The 18,041-nt window shown below is 68.2% G+C and carries 17 protein-coding genes; 15 read left to right on the top strand and 2 right to left on the bottom strand.

Going from position 1 to position 18,041, the window contains the following annotated elements:
* Positions 1–21: 21 nt before the first annotated feature.
* From nadB to L1892_RS07150, 14 genes are all read left to right on the top strand, one after another.
* Positions 22–1,650, top strand: coding sequence for an L-aspartate oxidase (gene nadB / locus L1892_RS07215; RefSeq protein ID WP_235722897.1), 1,629 nt, complete (start codon positions 22–24; stop codon positions 1,648–1,650).
* A gap of 76 nt (positions 1,651–1,726) precedes the next feature.
* Positions 1,727–2,608 carry an alpha/beta fold hydrolase gene (locus L1892_RS07210; protein ID WP_235722896.1) on the top strand — a complete coding sequence of 294 codons (882 nt, stop codon included), beginning with the start codon at positions 1,727–1,729 and terminating at the stop codon, positions 2,606–2,608.
* Positions 2,609–2,821: 213 nt separating this feature from the next.
* The gene (locus L1892_RS07205) at positions 2,822–3,805 is read left to right on the top strand and encodes a hypothetical protein (protein ID WP_235722895.1); all 984 of its coding nucleotides are present in this window, start codon (positions 2,822–2,824) and stop codon (positions 3,803–3,805) included.
* 121 nt (positions 3,806–3,926) lie between these two features.
* The gene (locus tag L1892_RS07200; RefSeq protein WP_235722894.1) at positions 3,927–4,220 is read left to right on the top strand and encodes a metal-sensitive transcriptional regulator; all 294 of its coding nucleotides are present in this window, start codon (positions 3,927–3,929) and stop codon (positions 4,218–4,220) included.
* Positions 4,221–4,331: 111 nt separating this feature from the next.
* Positions 4,332–4,535 (top strand): heavy-metal-associated domain-containing protein, encoded by a 204-nt coding sequence (locus L1892_RS07195; protein WP_235722893.1) that lies wholly within the window; start codon positions 4,332–4,334, stop codon positions 4,533–4,535.
* Positions 4,532–4,696 (top strand): hypothetical protein, encoded by a 165-nt coding sequence (locus tag L1892_RS07190; RefSeq protein WP_235722892.1) that lies wholly within the window; start codon positions 4,532–4,534, stop codon positions 4,694–4,696. Before L1892_RS07195 ends, L1892_RS07190 begins: the two co-directional genes overlap by 4 nt.
* A gap of 6 nt (positions 4,697–4,702) precedes the next feature.
* The gene (locus L1892_RS07185; RefSeq protein WP_235722891.1) at positions 4,703–6,970 is read left to right on the top strand and encodes a heavy metal translocating P-type ATPase; all 2,268 of its coding nucleotides are present in this window, start codon (positions 4,703–4,705) and stop codon (positions 6,968–6,970) included.
* 146 nt (positions 6,971–7,116) lie between these two features.
* Positions 7,117–8,592 (top strand): FAD-binding protein, encoded by a 1,476-nt coding sequence (locus L1892_RS07180; RefSeq protein ID WP_235722890.1) that lies wholly within the window; start codon positions 7,117–7,119, stop codon positions 8,590–8,592.
* Between the two features lie 52 nt (positions 8,593–8,644).
* Positions 8,645–10,198: a molybdopterin-dependent oxidoreductase gene (locus L1892_RS07175; RefSeq protein WP_235722889.1), complete on the top strand. Its 1,554-nt coding sequence runs from the start codon at positions 8,645–8,647 to the stop codon at positions 10,196–10,198.
* Between the two features lie 410 nt (positions 10,199–10,608).
* Positions 10,609–11,691, top strand: coding sequence for a Re/Si-specific NAD(P)(+) transhydrogenase subunit alpha (locus L1892_RS07170; protein WP_235722888.1), 1,083 nt, complete (start codon positions 10,609–10,611; stop codon positions 11,689–11,691).
* Positions 11,691–11,996, top strand: a complete 306-nt coding sequence (locus tag L1892_RS07165; protein ID WP_160902001.1) for an NAD(P) transhydrogenase subunit alpha part 2 — start codon at positions 11,691–11,693, stop codon at positions 11,994–11,996. Before L1892_RS07170 ends, L1892_RS07165 begins: the two co-directional genes overlap by 1 nt.
* Positions 11,993–13,522 (top strand): NAD(P)(+) transhydrogenase (Re/Si-specific) subunit beta, encoded by a 1,530-nt coding sequence (locus L1892_RS07160; protein ID WP_235722887.1) that lies wholly within the window; start codon positions 11,993–11,995, stop codon positions 13,520–13,522. The genes L1892_RS07165 and L1892_RS07160 overlap by 4 nt, the downstream gene beginning before the upstream one ends.
* Before the next feature lie 169 nt (positions 13,523–13,691).
* Positions 13,692–14,114: a DoxX family protein gene (locus L1892_RS07155; protein WP_235722886.1), complete on the top strand. Its 423-nt coding sequence runs from the start codon at positions 13,692–13,694 to the stop codon at positions 14,112–14,114.
* An 84-nt stretch (positions 14,115–14,198) separates the two neighbouring features.
* Positions 14,199–15,239 carry a YdcF family protein gene (locus L1892_RS07150; protein ID WP_235723040.1) on the top strand — a complete coding sequence of 347 codons (1,041 nt, stop codon included), beginning with the start codon at positions 14,199–14,201 and terminating at the stop codon, positions 15,237–15,239.
* A 46-nt stretch (positions 15,240–15,285) separates the two neighbouring features.
* Here L1892_RS07150 and L1892_RS07145 read toward each other — a convergent pair whose 3' ends face one another.
* Positions 15,286–16,044 carry a metallophosphoesterase gene (locus L1892_RS07145; RefSeq protein WP_235722885.1) on the bottom strand — a complete coding sequence of 253 codons (759 nt, stop codon included), beginning with the start codon at positions 16,042–16,044 and terminating at the stop codon, positions 15,286–15,288.
* A gap of 214 nt (positions 16,045–16,258) precedes the next feature.
* Here L1892_RS07145 and L1892_RS07140 point away from each other — a divergent pair, with 214 nt between their 5' ends.
* Positions 16,259–17,284, top strand: a complete 1,026-nt coding sequence (locus L1892_RS07140) for a zinc-binding dehydrogenase (RefSeq protein ID WP_235723039.1) — start codon at positions 16,259–16,261, stop codon at positions 17,282–17,284.
* A gap of 20 nt (positions 17,285–17,304) precedes the next feature.
* On the opposite strand, the gene L1892_RS07135 is transcribed toward L1892_RS07140, so the two are convergent.
* Complete coding sequence (locus L1892_RS07135; protein WP_235722884.1) at positions 17,305–18,021, bottom strand: dienelactone hydrolase family protein; 717 nt, start codon at positions 18,019–18,021, stop codon at positions 17,305–17,307.
* Between the last annotated feature and the right edge of the window lie 20 nt (positions 18,022–18,041).

The raw sequence follows: 18,041 nt of genomic DNA, 5'->3' as shown, positions 1-18,041 counted from the left end.
ACGTGGCCGAAGAGGTGCGACATGCAGACAACCGAACGCGACGAGTTGCGCGCGGACCTCGTGGTGGTCGGCGCCGGGGTGGCCGGTCTGACGGCCGCGCTGACTGCAGCGGAGGCGGGACTGCGGGTCGTCGTACTCACCAAGGGTGCCCTCTGGCGAGCCGGCGCGACCGAGCAATCGACGGCGACGTTCTATGCACAGGGTGGCATCGCGGTGGTGAACCCGGAGGCGACCGACGATTCGGTGGATCTGCACCTGGCCGACACCATCGCGGCCGGCGCCGGCCTCACCGACCCGGTCACGTCACGACCGATCCTCACCGACGGTCCAGGCGCGGTGTCGGGCCTGATCGGGTGGGGCGCCGAGTTCGACCGGACCGTTGACGGTGAGCTGGCCCGCACCCGCGAAGGCGGGCACTCGGTGCGTCGCATCATCCACGCCGGCGGAGACGCCACCGGTGCCGCGGTGCAGTCCACGCTGAGTCGTCGGCTCCGCGCCGCCGCGTCGAGCTCGCCCATCGTCTGCCTCGACGATGCGATCGTCACCGACATCCTGCGCGCCGGGGGCCAGGTATCCGGCGTGGCGTTCCGCACGCGCGACCGCGATCGGATCGTCCAGGCGCCGACCGTGCTGCTCGCAACCGGCGGCAGCGGCCACCTGTACGCGGCGACCACCAACCCGGCCGGCGCCACCGCCGACGGCATCGCGCTCGCATTGCGGGCCGGGGCGGTCGTCGCGGACATGGAGTTCATCCAGTTCCACCCCACGATGCTGTACGTCGACGGCGCACGCGGGCGGCGCACGCTGATCAGCGAGGCGGTGCGCGGTGAGGGGGGACGACTCGTCGACGCCGACGGACGATCGGTCACCGACGGCGTGCACCCGCGGGGCGACCTGGCGCCCCGCGATGTCGTTGCCAACGCCATCGAGACCCGGTTGGCCTCCACCGGAGCGCCCTGCGTGTACCTGGACATCCGTGGCGTGTCCGACTTCGAACGCCGGTTCCCGACCGTGACCGCCGGCGTCGTCGGCGCCGGACTGGACCTGTCCAGCGGACGGATCCCGGTGGTGCCCGGTGCGCACTACCTGTGTGGGGGAGTGCTGACCGATGTCGACGGCCGCACCGCGGTCCCGGGACTTCTGGCCGCCGGTGAGGTGGCCCGGACCGGCCTGCACGGCGCCAACCGACTCGCCTCCAACAGTCTTCTCGAAGGACTCGTGCTGGGGCGGCGCGCCGCTGCCGTCGCCGTCGCCCGCCGGGATCGACCGGTCGTCGAGGTCGACTCGACTCCGCGTACTGCCGTCGCTGCGACGATGCCGCGGCGTGAACTCCAGGATCGGATGACACGGTCGGTGGCATTGCGCCGCGACGCTGCCGGCCTGGCCGCGGTCGCCGCCGACCTAGCCGGCGCGACAGCCCGGCCGGTGCGCACGGTCGCCGATGTCGAGGAGGCGGCGTTGACCCTGGCCGCGCGGGTGGTGGTCGCGGCGGCGACTGCGCGCACCGAGTCGCGGGGATGTCACACCCGCACCGACCACCCGCACACCGATCCCGTTGGCCGGACCCGATGCTTCGGCCTCATCGACGGTGAGATCAGCGACTGCGCGGCCGGCGACGCGATCAGCGACGTCGCGACACTGGTGTCCTGACGACGCCCGCCGGGGCGGCGCCAGGGAGCACCGTTGCGCTCCGCCGCGCCACGTCGGGGGCGTAACGTCGGCGAGCATGACCGCGCCCGACCGGCTCGACGTGGATCTCGGCCACCTCCGTCTGCACGCGCTCACCTGGGGAGACCCGTCGGCCCCGTTGGCGATCTGCCTGCACGGCTTCCCCGACTCGGCCTGGACGTGGCGACATCTCGGGCCGGCACTCGCCGAGGTCGGCTACCGCGTGGTGGCCCCGTTCACTCGCGGCTACTCGCCGTCGGAGGTCCCGGCCGACGGCGACTACCACGTCGCCGCACTGGCCTACGATGCACTCGAACTGCACCGAGCGCTCGACGGTGATGACCGCGCGGTGCTGATCGGGCATGACTGGGGTGCGATGACGGTGCATGCGATCGCCGCGCGCGCCGACCACCCGTTCCGCCGACTGATCGCGCTGGCGGTGCCGCCGATCGCGGCGATTCGGGAACGCTCCGTCGGCGCACGGCTCCGGCTGCTGCCCGGCCAACTCGCCAAGAGCTGGTACATCGGGTTCAACCAGATCCCGGTGCTGCCCGAGCGGGTGCTGGGGCGGATGATCCCGATGCTGTGGCGGCGATGGGGCCCGGCCCCCGACGCGGCGGACGTCGACAATGCGTTGGCCGCCCTGCCGTCGACCGCACATCGCACGGCGGCTCTCGGCTATTACCGCGCGCCGCTGCGCGCCCGGGTCGCGCCGCGATACGCCGACGATTCCACGGCATGGCTGCGGCTGCCCATCAGCCCGATGATGTACCTGCACGGTGCGGCCGACGGATGCATGCACAGCGGTTTCGTCAAGGGATTGGCGGAGGTACTGCCCGCGGGAAGTGTCGTGACGCAGATCCGCGGCGCCGGACATTTCCTTCAGCTCGACGCCCCGGATGTCGTCGGACAGCACGTGCTGGAGTACCTCGAAGGCTGAGCGCGACGCAAGAGTTGTCGGGTTTCGGCCGACACCCGGGCCGCGACCCTGGCGGGGACGGGTGGATCCTTCGTACACTTGCCGCCGGGGAGGGCACCGATCGGTCATCAGACGCAGTCGGGGGCGTCGTATGGCGGGTGCTGCGCAATCAGGCGCGCCCCGAGTCAGCAATGATCGACACTGCATGTGCGTGATGCCCGAAGGAGTGACCGGATGAACGGCGAAGGCTGCTGGTCGACGGTCGTGTGCACACCGCAGGAACGCACCGCGTTGGGACTGACCGGTCAGTCGGAGTGGCTGCTGCATTGCCGGCTGGCCGCGGGTCATCGCGGGAACCATGCCACCGATGCCAGCTCGCATCCACGGGTCGACCGTCGACTGTGGTTGGAGTGGAACGACTTCGATGACCACGCCCAGTCCCTGATCGAGCGCAATCCGTGCACGGCTCGCTCGCCGCAGGGCACCGGATGCCTGTTCTACGAGGGCCACGGCGGGGGGCACTTCTTCGCGCCGTCGAACGGCCACGCCCCCACGGCCGTGTCGACGCCGCACGCCGGGCCGCCGGCGGGCCCGGCTCCGCAGCGGCCCGCGCCCCCATCGCCTGCGTCTGCACCCCCGGCACCCCCGCGGATGGCCGGCCCGCAGCAGCCCGCACCCCCGTCGGCTGCGCGCCAACCCGCGCCACGATCAGCAACGGGACCGGTACCTCAGCGGGCGCTCGACGATGCGGAGGCGCAGCGCCTTCGGCCCGGTCGGCCATCGCCCGAACCATCCGGCCCGATGCGTTCAGCCGCACCGCGCCCGCCCACCCCGATCCCGGCAGATCCGACCAGCCGACGTGAGACCACCGCCCAACCGGTCCGAGCACACGCCGGACACCAGGGTTACCGGCTCGGTCGCCGGTCCACCGACGCCGAACCACCCGCGGACATGACGCGGCAGGCGTCGAGCCGCCACCGCCTGCCCGACCCCGACGACGAGGCGCCCGCTTCGGCGCCGGTCGCTCCCGCGCCACCGGCCCGCCCGCCGCAGGCGTCCATGCCGAATCAAACGCTCGGCACGTCGGGGACCGGAAGTGCCCACGAAGCCGACGGCCACGGTGCCGAGATCGCCGCGGCGTTGCGCGACGTCGCCGCAGCTCTGGAGAAACTCGCTGCCGCGATGCGTCCCACGGAGGGTCCGGCAGTCCGCAAGTAGGGCCGTTGTGAATTCTGTCGAGTGAGCCACTCGACAAAACTGCTGTTCAGTGTGGGTTTCGGTCGTGTCCTGCGATGTGTACCCTAGGGGGGTACCGGTATCTGAGGGCAGGATGGAAGACATGGACACCGCATCGCACGGCTACATCAGCAGCAAAGACGACTACCTCAAACGGCTTCGGCGGATCGAGGGGCAGGCGCGTGGATTGCAGCGCATGGTCGACGACGAGGCCTACTGCATCGACATCCTCACGCAGGTCTCTGCGATGACCAAGGCGCTACAGGCCGTCGGACTGGGTCTGCTCGAGGAGCACATGAACCACTGCGTGATGCACGCCGCTCAGGAAAGCGACGCCGCCGGCCACGAAAAGATCGACGAGGCCATGGCGGCGATCACCCGGCTCGTCAAGTCCTGACACGGCCAATCCTGCCCCTCGGCGAACCGGCCGTCGGTGTATCCGGCCGGCTCGACATGCACCACCACCGCACATACGTCGATTCGACGTCCAACGAAGGAGGAACGAACCATGACCACCGCCACCTACACCGTGACCGGCATGACCTGCGAGCACTGTGTGGCGTCGGTACGCGAGGAGATCGAGGAGATCTCCGGCGTCCACAGCGTCGACGTCACCCTCGACACCGGCGCCGTCGAGGTCACCAGTGACCGCGAACTCGACACCGCCGAGGTCGGCGCCGCGGTCGCCGAAGCCGGCTACCAACTGGCATGACCACCCCCGCCTATCGGATCGCCGCCTTCGTCGCCGCCCTGGCTGCCGTCTTCGGCATCGCCTTCGGTGTCGGCCGAGCGGTGGATCCGTGGGCCGGGGATGCCCCGCTGCCCGCTTCCGGCACTCATCAATCCGGTCCCCATCAACAGTATTCGGAGTGAGCTGAGATGACCATTGGCCTCGAGCAGGTCGACTTCGACATCGACGGCATGACCTGTGCGTCGTGTGCCAACCGGATCGAGCGCAAGCTGAACAAGCTCGACGGTGTCCGGGCGTCGGTAAACTATGCGACCGAGCAAGCCCATGTCGAGTACCCCGCGACGCTGGATTCCGCCGACTTGATCACCGTGGTGCGAGACGCCGGATATGGCGCGTCGCCAGTCGGCGGACCGGGCGACGACGAGCACGATTCATCGGACGAGCGCGGTGACACCGAACTCGACGACCTGCGGCAGCGGCTCGTCGTCTCCGCGGTGCTCAGCGTTCCGGTGATCGCCCTGGCGATGGTGCCCGCCTGGCAGTTCACCTACTGGCAGTGGCTGTCGTTGACGCTGGCGGCGCCCGTCATCGTCTGGGGCGCCTACCCGTTTCACCGCGCCGCGTGGATAAACCTGCGCCACGGAGCCACCACGATGGACACCCTGGTCTCGATGGGAACGCTCGCCGCGTTCGCCTGGTCGCTTTACGCGCTGTTCTTCGGCACCGCCGGAGAACCCGGGATGCACCACGGCTTCGACCTGATCGCGTCTCGCGGCGACGGTGCCGCCAACATCTATCTCGAGGCCGCGGCAGGTGTCACCACGTTTTTGCTCGCCGGCCGCTACTTCGAGAAGCGTGCCAAGCGTCGTGCCGGTGATGCACTCCGTGCGCTGCTGGATCTCGGCGCCAAGGATGTCGCGGTCCTCGTAGACGGGAACGAACGCCGCATCCCGGTGGCCGAGCTCGCCGTCGACGATGTGTTCGTGGTGCGTCCCGGCGAGAAGGTCGCCACTGACGGGATCGTCGTAGACGGGGTCTCGGCCGTCGACGCGTCGATGATCACCGGCGAATCCGTGCCGGTGGAGGTCACCGCCGGTGACGAGGTCATCGGTGCAACCGTCAACGCCGCCGGGCGACTGGTGGTCCGCGCCACCCGGGTGGGTTCGGACACCTCACTCGCACAGATGGCGAAGATGGTGGCCGACGCGCAGGCCGGTAAGGCCGACGCGCAACGCCTCGCCGACCGGATCTCTGCCTACTTCGTGCCTGCAGTGATCACCATCGCTGTCGCGACGCTCGGCTTCTGGCTCGGAAGCGCAAGTGTCGCTGGTGATTCCGGTGGCATCTCGGTCGCCTTCACCGCGGCCGTCGCAGTGCTGATCATCGCGTGCCCGTGCGCTCTCGGGTTGGCGACCCCGACCGCGCTGATGGTCGGGACCGGTCGGGGCGCGCAACTCGGGGTGCTGCTCAAGGGGCCGGAGGTGCTGGAATCCACCAAGCGGGTGGACACGATCGTGCTCGACAAGACGGGCACGGTGACCACGGGCGAGATGACCCTGCAGTCGATGGTTGTCGTCGCCGACGGGCCGGGTGAGGAATGGGCATTGCGCTCGGCGGCTGCGGTTGAGTCGGGGTCGGAGCATCCCATCGGGCGTGCGGTCGTGGCGGCCGCCGAACGTCGGTGTGCCGGGCCGGCGCCGCAGGTGACCGAGTTCCGGGCGGTCGAGGGGATCGGTGTCGAGGGCATTGTCGACGGGGCCCGGGTCGTCGTCGAGAAGCCGAGCAGCGGCACCGGCGCTCTCCCGGAGCCGCTGGCGGCAGCTGTCGCCGAGGCGCAGTCGGGCGGCGCCACCGCGGTGGTCGTGTCTTTGGACGACCGGCCGGTTGCCGTGCTCGTGGTGGGCGATCAGGTGAAGGACACCTCGGACGCGGCTATCACCGAACTGCGCCGGATGGGCCTGACCCCGATCCTGCTCACCGGCGACAACGCCGGCGCCGCCGAACACGTGGCACGGGCGGTCGGTATCGAGCAGGTCGTCGCCGAGGTCACGCCGGCCCAGAAGCTGGCGACCATCGAGGAGTTGCAGGCACAGGGCCACTCGGTGGCGATGGCGGGCGACGGGATCAACGACGCCGCGGCGCTGGCCCAGGCCGATCTCGGGATCGCGATGGGTACCGGTACCGACGTGGCGATCCAGGCTGGTGACCTGACCGTGGTCAGCGGCGACCTGTGGGCGGTGGTCGACGCCATCCGCCTGGCCCGTCGCACCCTGGCCACCATCAAGGGCAACCTGTTCTGGGCATTCGCCTACAACGTCGCGGCGATTCCGGTCGCCGCCGCCGGGCTGCTCAACCCGATGCTGGCCGGCGCGGCGATGGCGCTGTCATCGGCCTTCGTCGTGGCCAACAGCCTGCGGTTGCGGCGGTTCCGGGCGCATTCGCGTTCGCGCGCGTGAGGTGACCGGCGCAAGCGCGCACTCGTCACGCTCGCGCGCACGTCGCGACATGCGCGGATGCATGGCGCGTGCGCGGTTGGCATTTCGCTGACCCCTCATCGCACTAGAACTAGAACATGTTCTAGTCGATCGTTTACGCTGTGGGCATGGCAGGAACTGAGGTCCCCGACACCATCGCGCTGGACTCCGTCGAGTCGTTCTCCGACGAGGTCGACGTGCTGGTCATCGGGTGCGGGGTGGCCGGCGGCAGCGCGGCGGTGGAAGCGGCAGCCGCGGGCGCGAAGGTACTGGTATTGGAACGCGCGGCCGCTGCAGGCGGCACCAGTTGCATGGCCGGCGGACACTTCTATCTCGGCGGCGGTACCGCGGTGCAGGAGGCGACCGGGCACGCGGACTCCGCCGAAGAGATGGAGAAGTACATCACCGCGGTGTCCCGGGACCCGGAGCCGGACAAGATCCACGCCTACTGCGTCGACAGCGTCGAGCACTTCACCTGGCTCGAGTCGCTGGGGTTCAGTTTCGAGCGCAGTTTCTATCCGGAGAAGGCGGTGATCCAGCCGCAGACCCAGGGGTTGATGTTCACCGGCAACGAGAAGGTGTGGCCGTTCAAGGACATGGCCGTCCCCGCGCCGCGCGGCCACAAGGTGCCGGTGCCCGGCGACACCGGCGGTGCGTCGATGGTGGTCGATCTCCTGGTCAAGCGTCTCACCGAACTGGGTGCGGAGATCCGTTACGAGACCGGCGCCCGGCAGCTCGTCGTCGACGACGCGGGTGGCGTGGTCGGGGCGTCCTGGCGCACTCCTGAGGCTCACGGCGTCATCCGCGCGGCTTCGGTGATCATCGCGGCCGGTGGTTTCGTGATGAACGAGGAGATGGTCGCGCGGTACGTGCCGCATGTCGCCGAGAAGCCGTTCACCCTCGGCAGTACCTACGACGACGGGTTGGGCATCCGCCTCGGCGAATCCGTGGGCGCCGCGCTGCGGCACATGGACCAGGCGTTCGTGACCGCCCCGATCTACCCACCGAGCATTTTGCTCACCGGCATCGTGGTGAACAAGGACGGTGATCGCTTCGTCGCCGAGGACTCCTACCACTCGCGAACCGCGGGTTTCGTGATGGACCAACCGGATTCGGCCGCCTTCCTCATCGTCGACGAGGCGCATATGGAGCGTCCGGAGGTTCCGTTGATCAACCTGATCGACGGGTGGGAAACCGTCGAGGAGATGGAGTCGGCACTCGGAATCCCGGAGGGGCGCCTGCAGAAGACCCTCGCCGACTACAACGCAAACGCCGCTCGCGGAGAAGATCCCGATTTCCACAAGTCCGCGGAGTTCCTGGCCCCGCAGGACCACGGCCCCTGGGGGGCCTTCGACCTGAGTCTCGGCAAGGCGATGTACTCCTGTTTCACCATGGGAGGCATGGCCACCTCACTCGACGCCGAGGTGCTCCACAACGACGGCACACCCATCGCCGGGCTTTATGCGGCCGGCGCGTGTGCCGCCAACATCGCCCAGGACGGAAAGGGCTACGCGAGCGGAACGCAACTCGGCGAGGGCTCGTATTTCGGGCGTCGCGCGGGTCGGCATGCGGCACAGCGCTCGTCAGTTGTGACCGAAGGGTGACGGTGCACGCCGGGCGCCCCGCCGCAGCGGGGTGGTGGGGTATCAAGGGGATGTGACCTCCCGCGTCGGTACCCGTAGTCATCTGTTCGCCGAGGCCGCGGCAGGACTGGTGGCCGTCGGCGCCGGACTCGCGGTCGGTGAGATCGTCGCCGCGTGGATCGACACCGGGTCGTCACCCTTCTTCGCCGTCGGCGCAGCCGTCGTCGACCATGCGCCGACCTTCGGTCGTGAGTTCGCCATCGGTACCTTCGGCACCGCCGACAAACCCGCTCTCTACATCGGCATGGGAGTGCTGATCGCCCTGATCGCGGCTGCGTGCGGCATCGCCGAGCATCGTCGGCCGCCGATCGGCGCGGTCGTCGTCGCGGTGTTCGGCGTGGTGGGTGTGCTGGCGGCGTGGGATCGGCCCGACTCGCGGTGGACGTTCGTGCTGCCTTCGCTTCTCGGTGCAGCGGTGGCGGTGCTGGTGTTGCGCCTGCTGGTCTCGATGCTGCCCGAGGAGCAGACGGACCCCGACGATGATCCGGCCCCGGCCGGGCGCCGCGTGGACCGGCGATTCGTGCTGACCGCCGGCGGTATCGCGGCGGTGGCGGTGGTGGTCGGCACCGTCGGACGACGCATGCTCGCCGACACCGCCCGCACCGTGGCCGACCGCACCAAGCTCATTCTGCCGTCGCCACGCACGCCGGCACCGCCGATCCCCCCGGGCGCCGACCTGGATCTGCCCGGCGCCACCCCGTTCGTCACCGCCAACGCCGACTTCTACCGGATCGACACCGCGTTGCAGGTCCCCAACCTGACCACCGAGGGATGGTCGCTGCGTATTCACGGCATGGTCGACAACGAGATCCGCATCGGCTGGGATGAGCTTGTCGCGATGCCGATGACCGAACGCGTCGTGACGTTGACCTGCGTGTCCAACGAGGTCGGCGGCGACCTCATCGACAACGCGCGCTGGCTGGGTGTGCCGATGGCGACGTTGCTCGATCGGGCGGGTGTGCGGCCGGGCGCCGACATGCTGCTGTCGACCAGCGCCGACGGGTGGACCTGCGGCACCCCGGTGTCCGCGGTGACCGACGGCCGCGACGCGCTGCTGGTGATCGGCATGAACGGGGAGCCGTTGCCGGTCGAGCATGGCTACCCGGTGCGGCAGGTGGTGCCGGGCCTGTACGGCTATGTGTCGGCCACCAAGTGGGTCACCGACTGGGAACTCACCACCTTCGCCGACGCCAAGGCGTACTGGACCACCCGCGGATGGTCGGCACTCGGACCCATCAAGCTGTCCTCGCGCATCGATCGCCCCACCGCTTCACGGATCGAGGCGGGCGAGGTTATCATCGCCGGAACAGCCTGGGCGCAGCACACCGGGATAGCTGCGGTCGACGTGCGCGTCGACGACGGAGGGTGGCAGCGCGCCGAGCTGGCCACCGAATACTCCATCGACACCTGGCGGCAGTGGCGCTTCGCGTGGGATGCGACCCCGGGTGAGCACACCGTGGAATGCCGCGCTATCGACAAGGACGGCAACCAACAGGTCGAGGCCTACGCGTCGCCGATTCCGGAAGGGGCCACCGGCCTGGATGCACGTCGGTTCTCGGTGTCCTGAGCCGGAGTGTCCGTGCGGATCACCGCAGGGGACTCTCGGATGGATTATCCGGCCCACGGCTCCGTGTGGTGATGCCGGCGGACATTCCTCCGCGAACTTCTGCCGCGGACTCCGGTCCGACCGGTGCGGCGAAACTCGACCTGCAAGCACGGCCACTGCCAGGCATCTCGGACAGCTGAATAGACAACTGTCCAGAATTGATAGAACATGTTCCGTCAAGGGTTGAGTGACCAATCCGACTGACCGAACCCTTGCGCGTGACCTCGTGCTATGTTCGTCGCACGTTTTTGTGAGCCGGGCGACAATGCACTGCCACCCGGCACATCGCAACCGCGATCCGAATGCGATGTGGGGCGACCGAGGGGTCCGGTCAGCCAAGTGCGACCTGTCCGAAACCAAAGGTGAGAACTATGAGTGTGGGTGTCGTGCGCGAGTCCGCCGAGGGCGAGCGCCGAGTGGCGCTGGTCCCCAAGGTGGTGGGCTCGCTGGTCGGGAAGGGTGTCCCGGTGATCGTCGAATCGGGCGCCGGTCTGGGAGCGTTGATTCCAGACGAACAGTATGTGGACGCGGGTGCGACGATCGGCGACCCGTACTCCGCGGATGTGGTGGTCCGGGTCGCCCCGCCGACCGACGCCGAGATCGGCAAGTTGCGCAGCGGCCAGAAGCTGATCGGTTTTCTGGCGCCGCGCAACGCCGACAACCAGATCGGCGCGCTGAAGTCCGCAGGCGTCGAGGCCTATGCGGTGGAGGCGATTCCGCGTATATCGCGGGCCCAGGTGATGGATGCGCTGAGTTCGCAGGCCAATGTCTCCGGTTATAAGGCGGTCGTGGTGGCCGCGGACCTGTCGACGCGGTATTTCCCGATGATGACCACCGCCGCGGGCACGGTGAAACCGGCCACGGTGCTGGTGCTCGGGGTGGGGGTCGCCGGACTGCAGGCGTTGGCCACCGCCAAACGCCTCGGCGGCCGGACCACCGGCTATGACGTGCGGCCCGAGGTGGCCGAGCAGGTGCGTTCGGTTGGTGCGCAGTGGCTCGATCTGGGTATCGACGCCGCCGGTGAGGGCGGATACGCGCGCGAACTGACCGACGACGAGCGCGCCAAGCAGCAGCAGGCGCTCGAGGACGCGATCAAAGGTTTCGACGTGGTGATCACCACTGCGTTGGTGCCGGGGCGTCCCGCGCCACGGTTGGTGACCGCGGCGGCGGTCGAGGGGATGAAGGCCGGCAGTGTGGTGATCGATCTGGCGGGGGAGACCGGCGGCAACTGCGAACTGACCGAGCCGGGGCAGACCGTCGTCAAACATGACGTGACGATCGCCTCGCCGCTGAATCTGCCGGCGACGATGCCCGAGCATGCCAGCGAGCTGTACTCGAAGAACCTGCTCGCCCTGCTCGAGTTGATGCTCGACGACAACGGTGCGTTCACACCGGATTTCGACGACGAGGTGCTGGCTGGTGCCTGCGTGACCCGAGAAGAGGTGTCGGCCTGATGTACACCGGACTGCTGGCGAACATCGCGATCCTGGTTCTTGCCGGGTTCGTGGGCTTCGCCGTGATCTCCAAGGTGCCCAACACCTTGCACACCCCGCTGATGTCGGGAACCAACGCCATCCACGGCATCGTCGTGCTGGGCGCGCTGGTGGTGCTGGGCAAACTGCCCGCCGACGCCAACTGGGGCATTCGGATCATCGCGTTCGTCGCGTTGGTGTTCGGCACGCTCAACGTGATCGGTGGCTTCGCGGTCACCGACCGCATGCTGGGCATGTTCAAGGGTAAGAAGGAGGCGGCCAAGTGACCGCGGACCTGGTGCTGGCGGCAGACGCCCACACCCCGAGTCAGGGCATCTCCTATCTGGTGATGGCCCTCTACATCGTTTCGTTCTCGTTGTTCATCTACGGCCTGATGGGCCTGACCGGGCCGAAAACCGCGGTGCGCGGTAACTGGATCGCGGCAACCGGTATGGCGCTGGCGGTGGCCGCGACCCTGCTCTACGTCTACAACGAGGGTGCCGTCGGTGACGACGGACATTCCACCGTCGGAGTACCCACGATCAACTGGATTCTGATCGTCATCGGTCTGGTTCTCGGTGTGGTGCTGGGCATCCCGCCGGCGCTGCGCACCAAGATGACAGCCATGCCGCAGCTGGTGGCGCTGTTCAACGGTGTCGGTGGCGGTACCGTCGCGCTGATCGCGTGGGCGGAGTTCCTGGAGACCTCCGGCTTCGGCGAGTTCCACAACACCGAACCTGCCTCGCCGCTGGTGATCGGGTCGTTGATCGCCGCGATCATCGGTTCGATCTCGTTCTGGGGTTCGCTCGTCGCGTTCTCCAAGTTGCAGGAGATCCTGCCCAAGGGGCTGGAGAAGCTGTTCGTCGGCAACGCGCGGCTGTTCCAGCTCGCCAACATCGTGCTGCTGGTGGTGGCGCTGGCCATCGCGATCTACCTCGGTATCAATGCCGCCAATGGCGGGGGCGCCAGCGGCTGGTGGATGCTCGGCCTGCTCGTCGCGGCCGGCGTGATGGGGCTGTTCGTGGTGTTCCCGATCGGCGGCGCCGACATGCCGGTGGTCATCTCGCTGCTCAACGCGATGACCGGGTTGTCGGCGGCGGCCGCGGGTATCGCGCTGGACAACACTGCGCTGATCGTGGCCGGCATGATCGTCGGCGCCTCGGGTTCGATCCTGACCAACCTGATGGCCAAGGCGATGAACCGTTCGATCCCGGCGATCGTGTTCGGTTCCTTCGGTGGTGGTGGCGACGCCGCAGCCGGTCCGGGCGGCGCGGCCGGCGGCACGGTGAAGGCCACCTCGGCTGCCGACGCCGCGATCCAGATGGCGTATGCCAACCAGGTGATCGTCGTCCCCGGTTACGGTCTGGCCGTTGCCCAGGCCCAGCACGCCGTCAAGGAAATGGCCAGCCTGCTCGAGGGCAAGGGCGTCGAGGTCAAGTACGCCATCCACCCGGTGGCCGGCCGGATGCCCGGACACATGAACGTGCTGCTGGCCGAGGCCGACGTCGAGTACGACGCCATGAAGGAGATGGACGACATCAACGGTGAGTTCAACCGCACCGACGTCGCCATCGTCATCGGTGCCAACGACGTCACCAACCCGGCTGCGCGCAACGACCCGAGCAGCCCGATCCACGGCATGCCGATCCTCAATGTCGACGAGGCGCGGTCGACCATCGTGCTCAAGCGGTCGATGAGTTCGGGCTACGCCGGCATCGAGAACCCGCTGTTCTTCGCCGACGGCACATCGATGTTGTTCGGCGACGCCAAGAAGAGCGTCGACAGCGTGATCGAGGAGCTCAAGGCGCTGTAGTACTTCTCGGTTCTTCCCCCGGGTATCGCTTCTTCGGCTGACTGCAGTCGACCGAAGAAACAACACCCGGGGGAAGAGTTGTCTTCGGGGTCTGGCGCGGCGGGCGATGAGTTTCGTGGTGAGTGGTGGTCTATTCACGCACAACCACCCATCGCCACCGGAGGACATCATGACCACCCACACCATCGCCACCGAGACCGACCGGACCACCCGCCGAAATTGGCGGCACACAACGGGAGTCGTCATCAGCGTGCTGCTCGGCGCCTTCCTGGTCTTCGACATCGTCGGCAAGCTGACGCAGCCCGAAGCCGTCGTCGAAGGCACCGCCGAGCTCGGCTTCCCCATCGACCAGACCTACATCATGGGCACCGTGTTGCTCGTCTGCCTTGTGGTGTTCGCAATCCCGCGGACCGCGGTGCTCGGCGCGGTGGGCTTGACCGCCTACCTCGGTGGCGCGGTCACCGCCAACATGCGTATCGAGGCGCCGCTGCTGGACCACACCCTGTTCGCCGTCTACTTCGGTGTCTTGCTGTGGGTCGGACTCGTGCTGCGTCGCCCGGAGTTGCTGAAGGTGGCCGGAATTCGGCGCTGATGGATTCGGTGGGTGTTATCGAGTTGGGATCGGACGGGTGCTGCGGCGTGAGGTTCCCAGCCTACTGTTACGCAAGTGACTCGTGTGACGAGAGTGAAACGTGCACGCCTGGCCGCTGTCGGCGTGGTGGCGACCGCGGCCGTCGGTGGTCTCGTGATCGGCGCGCTGCCGGTCGACCATTCCGCGCAACCGGGCGTCCGCCCGGCGGTCACCGCGATGGACCCGTCCACGTTCTACAACTCGGCGCAGCAGAAGTTCGCCGCCGGTGACGTGACCGGTGGGCTCGAGTCGTTGCAGCAGATGCTCAGCGTGGTCCCGGTGGACCCGTATGCACTTGCGCTGCAGGCCATCTGGTCGGCGCAGGTCGACGATGCCGCCGGAAGTGATGCAGCGCTGGCGAAGCTGAACGGGATCAACCGGACGTTGCACACGACCGCGCGCAACATCATCGCCGGGGTGGATGCCGCCGCGCAGATCGTGCCGGACACCTCCCCGAAAACCGTGACCGGCCGGACGGCGATCGTCATTCTCGGCTACGGGCTCAACGGCAATGGCAAGATGGCGCCGGAGCTGATCCGCCGCGTCACCGCTGGCAAGGCGCAGGCCGAGGCCGCGGCATCCGCGCCGATCGTGGTGGCAGGCGGCGCCCCCAAGAAGGGCATCACCGAGGCGGCCGCGATGAAGAAATGGTTGGTGGCCAACGGCGTCGACGCCGGACGCATCACCGAGGAGGGGCGCTCGGGATCAACGGTGGCCAACGCGCAGAACACCGCCGAGATCCTCCGCGGGCAAGGCATCAATGACATCATCCTGATCACCTCACCCAACCACATCCGGCGCGCGGCAGCCGACTTCGCTGCGGTGGGACTGCGGTCGGTGGCCACCGTGACCACCGCGACCGAACTCGACAAATATCGCGAACCGCTGACCCGCGACCGGCAGAAGGGAATCCGGCTCGAGGCCACCCGCGCGGCCGAGATCCCGGCGACACGCGCGGCCGGGCTGCCGTTGCCCGACAATCTGCCCGACACCGGGCCGGGCCTGATCCCCGAGTTCGGTGAGAAGCTGCTCGAAAGTCTTCTCGACGCAGGGTCGTCGGCGATCGATTCGCTGCCCGCCGAGTGAGTCGAACGTAGCGGTTTTCGGCACGTTCGTCGCACTCGCCCGAGTTCTAGAACATCACCGACCGATAGTGAGTGATCAGCCGCCAGGCGTCGGGTCCGTCGTCGAGACCGGACACCATGTGGAAGGCGATACCGGGCGGTTGGCCGCGGTTGATGATCTCGGTGCCCTCGAACGGGAGGTTCAGGGTGGAGGCGACGCCCGGCGCGATCGCCAGTGGTCGGCCGGCAAACATGGTGACCGCCGGGGTGTGCGCATGCCCGCAGACGAAACCCACGATGTTCGGATGCTCGGTCACCAGTGCCGCCAGTCGTTCCTCACCGGTTTGCCGGATCGAATCCATGAAATCCATGCCGAGGGTGGTCGGCGGGTGGTGGAACGCCACGATCACCGGAACCCGTGGACCGGCAGCACTGATCTGCTCCGACATCCAGCCGAGGGTCTCGTCGTCGAGGTGGCCATCGTTGCGGCCGGGAATGGAACTGTCGCAGACGACGAACAGCACCCCGTCGATCAGTTCGCAACGGTTGACCGGCGCGCTGCTGCGGTGACCGAGCAGACCGTCGTTGAAGCGTTCCCGATGATCATGGTTGCCGGCGGTGATCAGCATCGGCAGCGGGCTGTACAGCGTGCCGTAGGCCTCCCGGTACTCCGACTCACTGCCCTCGTCGGTGATGTCGCCGGTGACCAGCAGAGCGTCGATGCCCGCGGCGCGGGCGTGGATGTAGTCGAGCGTCGCTTCGATCCGGCGGCGGTTGTACCGCGTGCCGTTGAAATGAAGGTCGCTGATGTGGGCGACGACGAACACTCACGCTCCTTGCTCACTGACTAACCTGAGGCTAGTCAAGCAACCCGTCCTCGGCGCGACGAGGGCTGTCGTCGCCGCGCAAAAAGCTACGAGCGGCCGCGTCGGCTGCCTACTGTGTACCGATGGACACGCCCGGTTCGGGGGACCGCACACCTCATCGATGGCCACCTCTTCGATGGCCGCTGTCGACCGCGGGTGCTGGACGGATCTGCTGATGCGAAGCGTACTGATCGAGAACCCCGGTGAGGTCAGGGTCGACACCGTCGACGACCCGGTCCTGCCCGGCCCCGACGGTGCGATCGTGCAGGTGGAGCAGACCGCGATCTGCGGGTCCGACCTCCACTTCTATGAAGGTGACTACCCGCTGATCGCGCCGATCTCCCTGAGGCACGAAGCCTTCGGCACCGTCGTCGAGGTGGGGTCGCAGGTGCGCGAGCATGCCGTCGGCGACCGGGTGGTGGTGTCGTCGGTGGCCGGTTGCGGTGCATGCGATGGATGTTCGACGCTGGACCCGGTTACCTGTGTGCAGGGGCCGGTCATCTTCGGTTGCGGCGTTCTCGGCGGTGCCCAATCCGAACTCCTCGCGGTACCGTCCGCGGACTTTCAGCTGCTCTCGATGCCCGACGATCTCGGCGCCGAGGCGGCGCTGCTGCTGACCGACAACCTGGTGACCGGCTGGGTGGGCGCCCGGCGCGCCGACATCCCGGCAGGTGGTAGCGCAGTCGTCATGGGGTTGGGGGCGGTGGGTCTGTGTGCGGTGCGCAGCGCCCTGGCGCTCGGTGCCGAGACCGTCTACGCCGTCGACCCGGTGGCCGGTCGTCGTGCGACGGCCGCCGCGAGTGGTGCTGTCGGGCTGGACCCTTCGGAGTTGGGGGTGGTGACCGAGCAGACCGGTGGACGGGGGCCGCACGCGGTGATCGACGCGGTTGGCAGCGATACCACGATGAGCAGCGCGTTGTCGCTTGTTCGGGCCGGCGGCACGGTGTCGGTCGTCGGCGTGCACGACCTCAACCCGTTCCCGTTCCCCGCGACCATGGCCCTGATCCGTAGCGTCACCCTGCGATCTACCACCGCACCCATCCAGCAGGCCTGGCCGGAACTCCTGCCGCTGGTGCGCTCGGGCGAACTGTCCACCGACGGGATCTTCACCCACCGTATGCCGTTGGAGCACGCCGCGGCAGCCTACGCGCGCGTCGCGGAGCGTTCCGCCGACTGCGTGAAGGTCATCCTCGAGGTTTAGTGTCCCGCACCCACCGCGCGTCAACGAAGTGTTCGGGTGAACAGCTCGTCGAGTCGCTCGAAGTGTTCTTCGGCCGCCGCCGGGTGGTACACGGCCGTGTCGGCCATGGTGAACCCGTGGTGGGCACCCTCGTGGACCCATGCCGAATGGCTGACCCCACATGAGGTCAACGCGTGCTCGAACTCGGCGACGGCCTCCGGCGGCAGCGAACGGTCCTGGTCTGCGTGAATCGCCAGAACATCGGCTCGGATTCTCGGCAGCAGGCGATGTGGGCTGTCCGGGTTGTCGGTCACGAGGCCGCCCGTGTGAAACATACCGATCGCACCGACCGCGTCGGGGCGGGTCGCCGCGGCCAGCAACGCCAGTCGGCCGCCCATGCAGTAGCCGGTGACACCGATGTCGCTGTGGCGGACGTCGTCGCGCCCGCGGAGGGTGTCGATGTAGACCGACAGGTCACGCTCGGCGAGGTCGTTGGTGAGTGCCTTCACCCGCGACATTGCCTCGGACATGAACGTCGCACGGTTCTCTGGCTCGGTCAGGTCGCCGACGGGTTCCAAAGTGGGAGCGGTCCCGTCGCGGTAGAACACGTTGGGTGCCAGTACGACATAGCCCCAGGACGCGATCCGATCGGCCATCGCCTTTGTCTGCGGACGTAAGCCGATTGCGTCGACGATGAACAGCACACCGGGCATGGGGCCGGGCACGTCGTCGGGGGTGGTCACATAGGCATCAGCCACGCCGTCGGGAGTGCTGATGG

Origin of the sequence: Gordonia tangerina (assembly GCF_021556435.1) — a bacterium.
In the GTDB taxonomy this organism is placed as follows: Bacteria; Actinomycetota; Actinomycetes; order Mycobacteriales; family Mycobacteriaceae; genus Gordonia; species Gordonia tangerina.
This window is presented reverse-complemented; position numbering and strand designations above follow the sequence as displayed.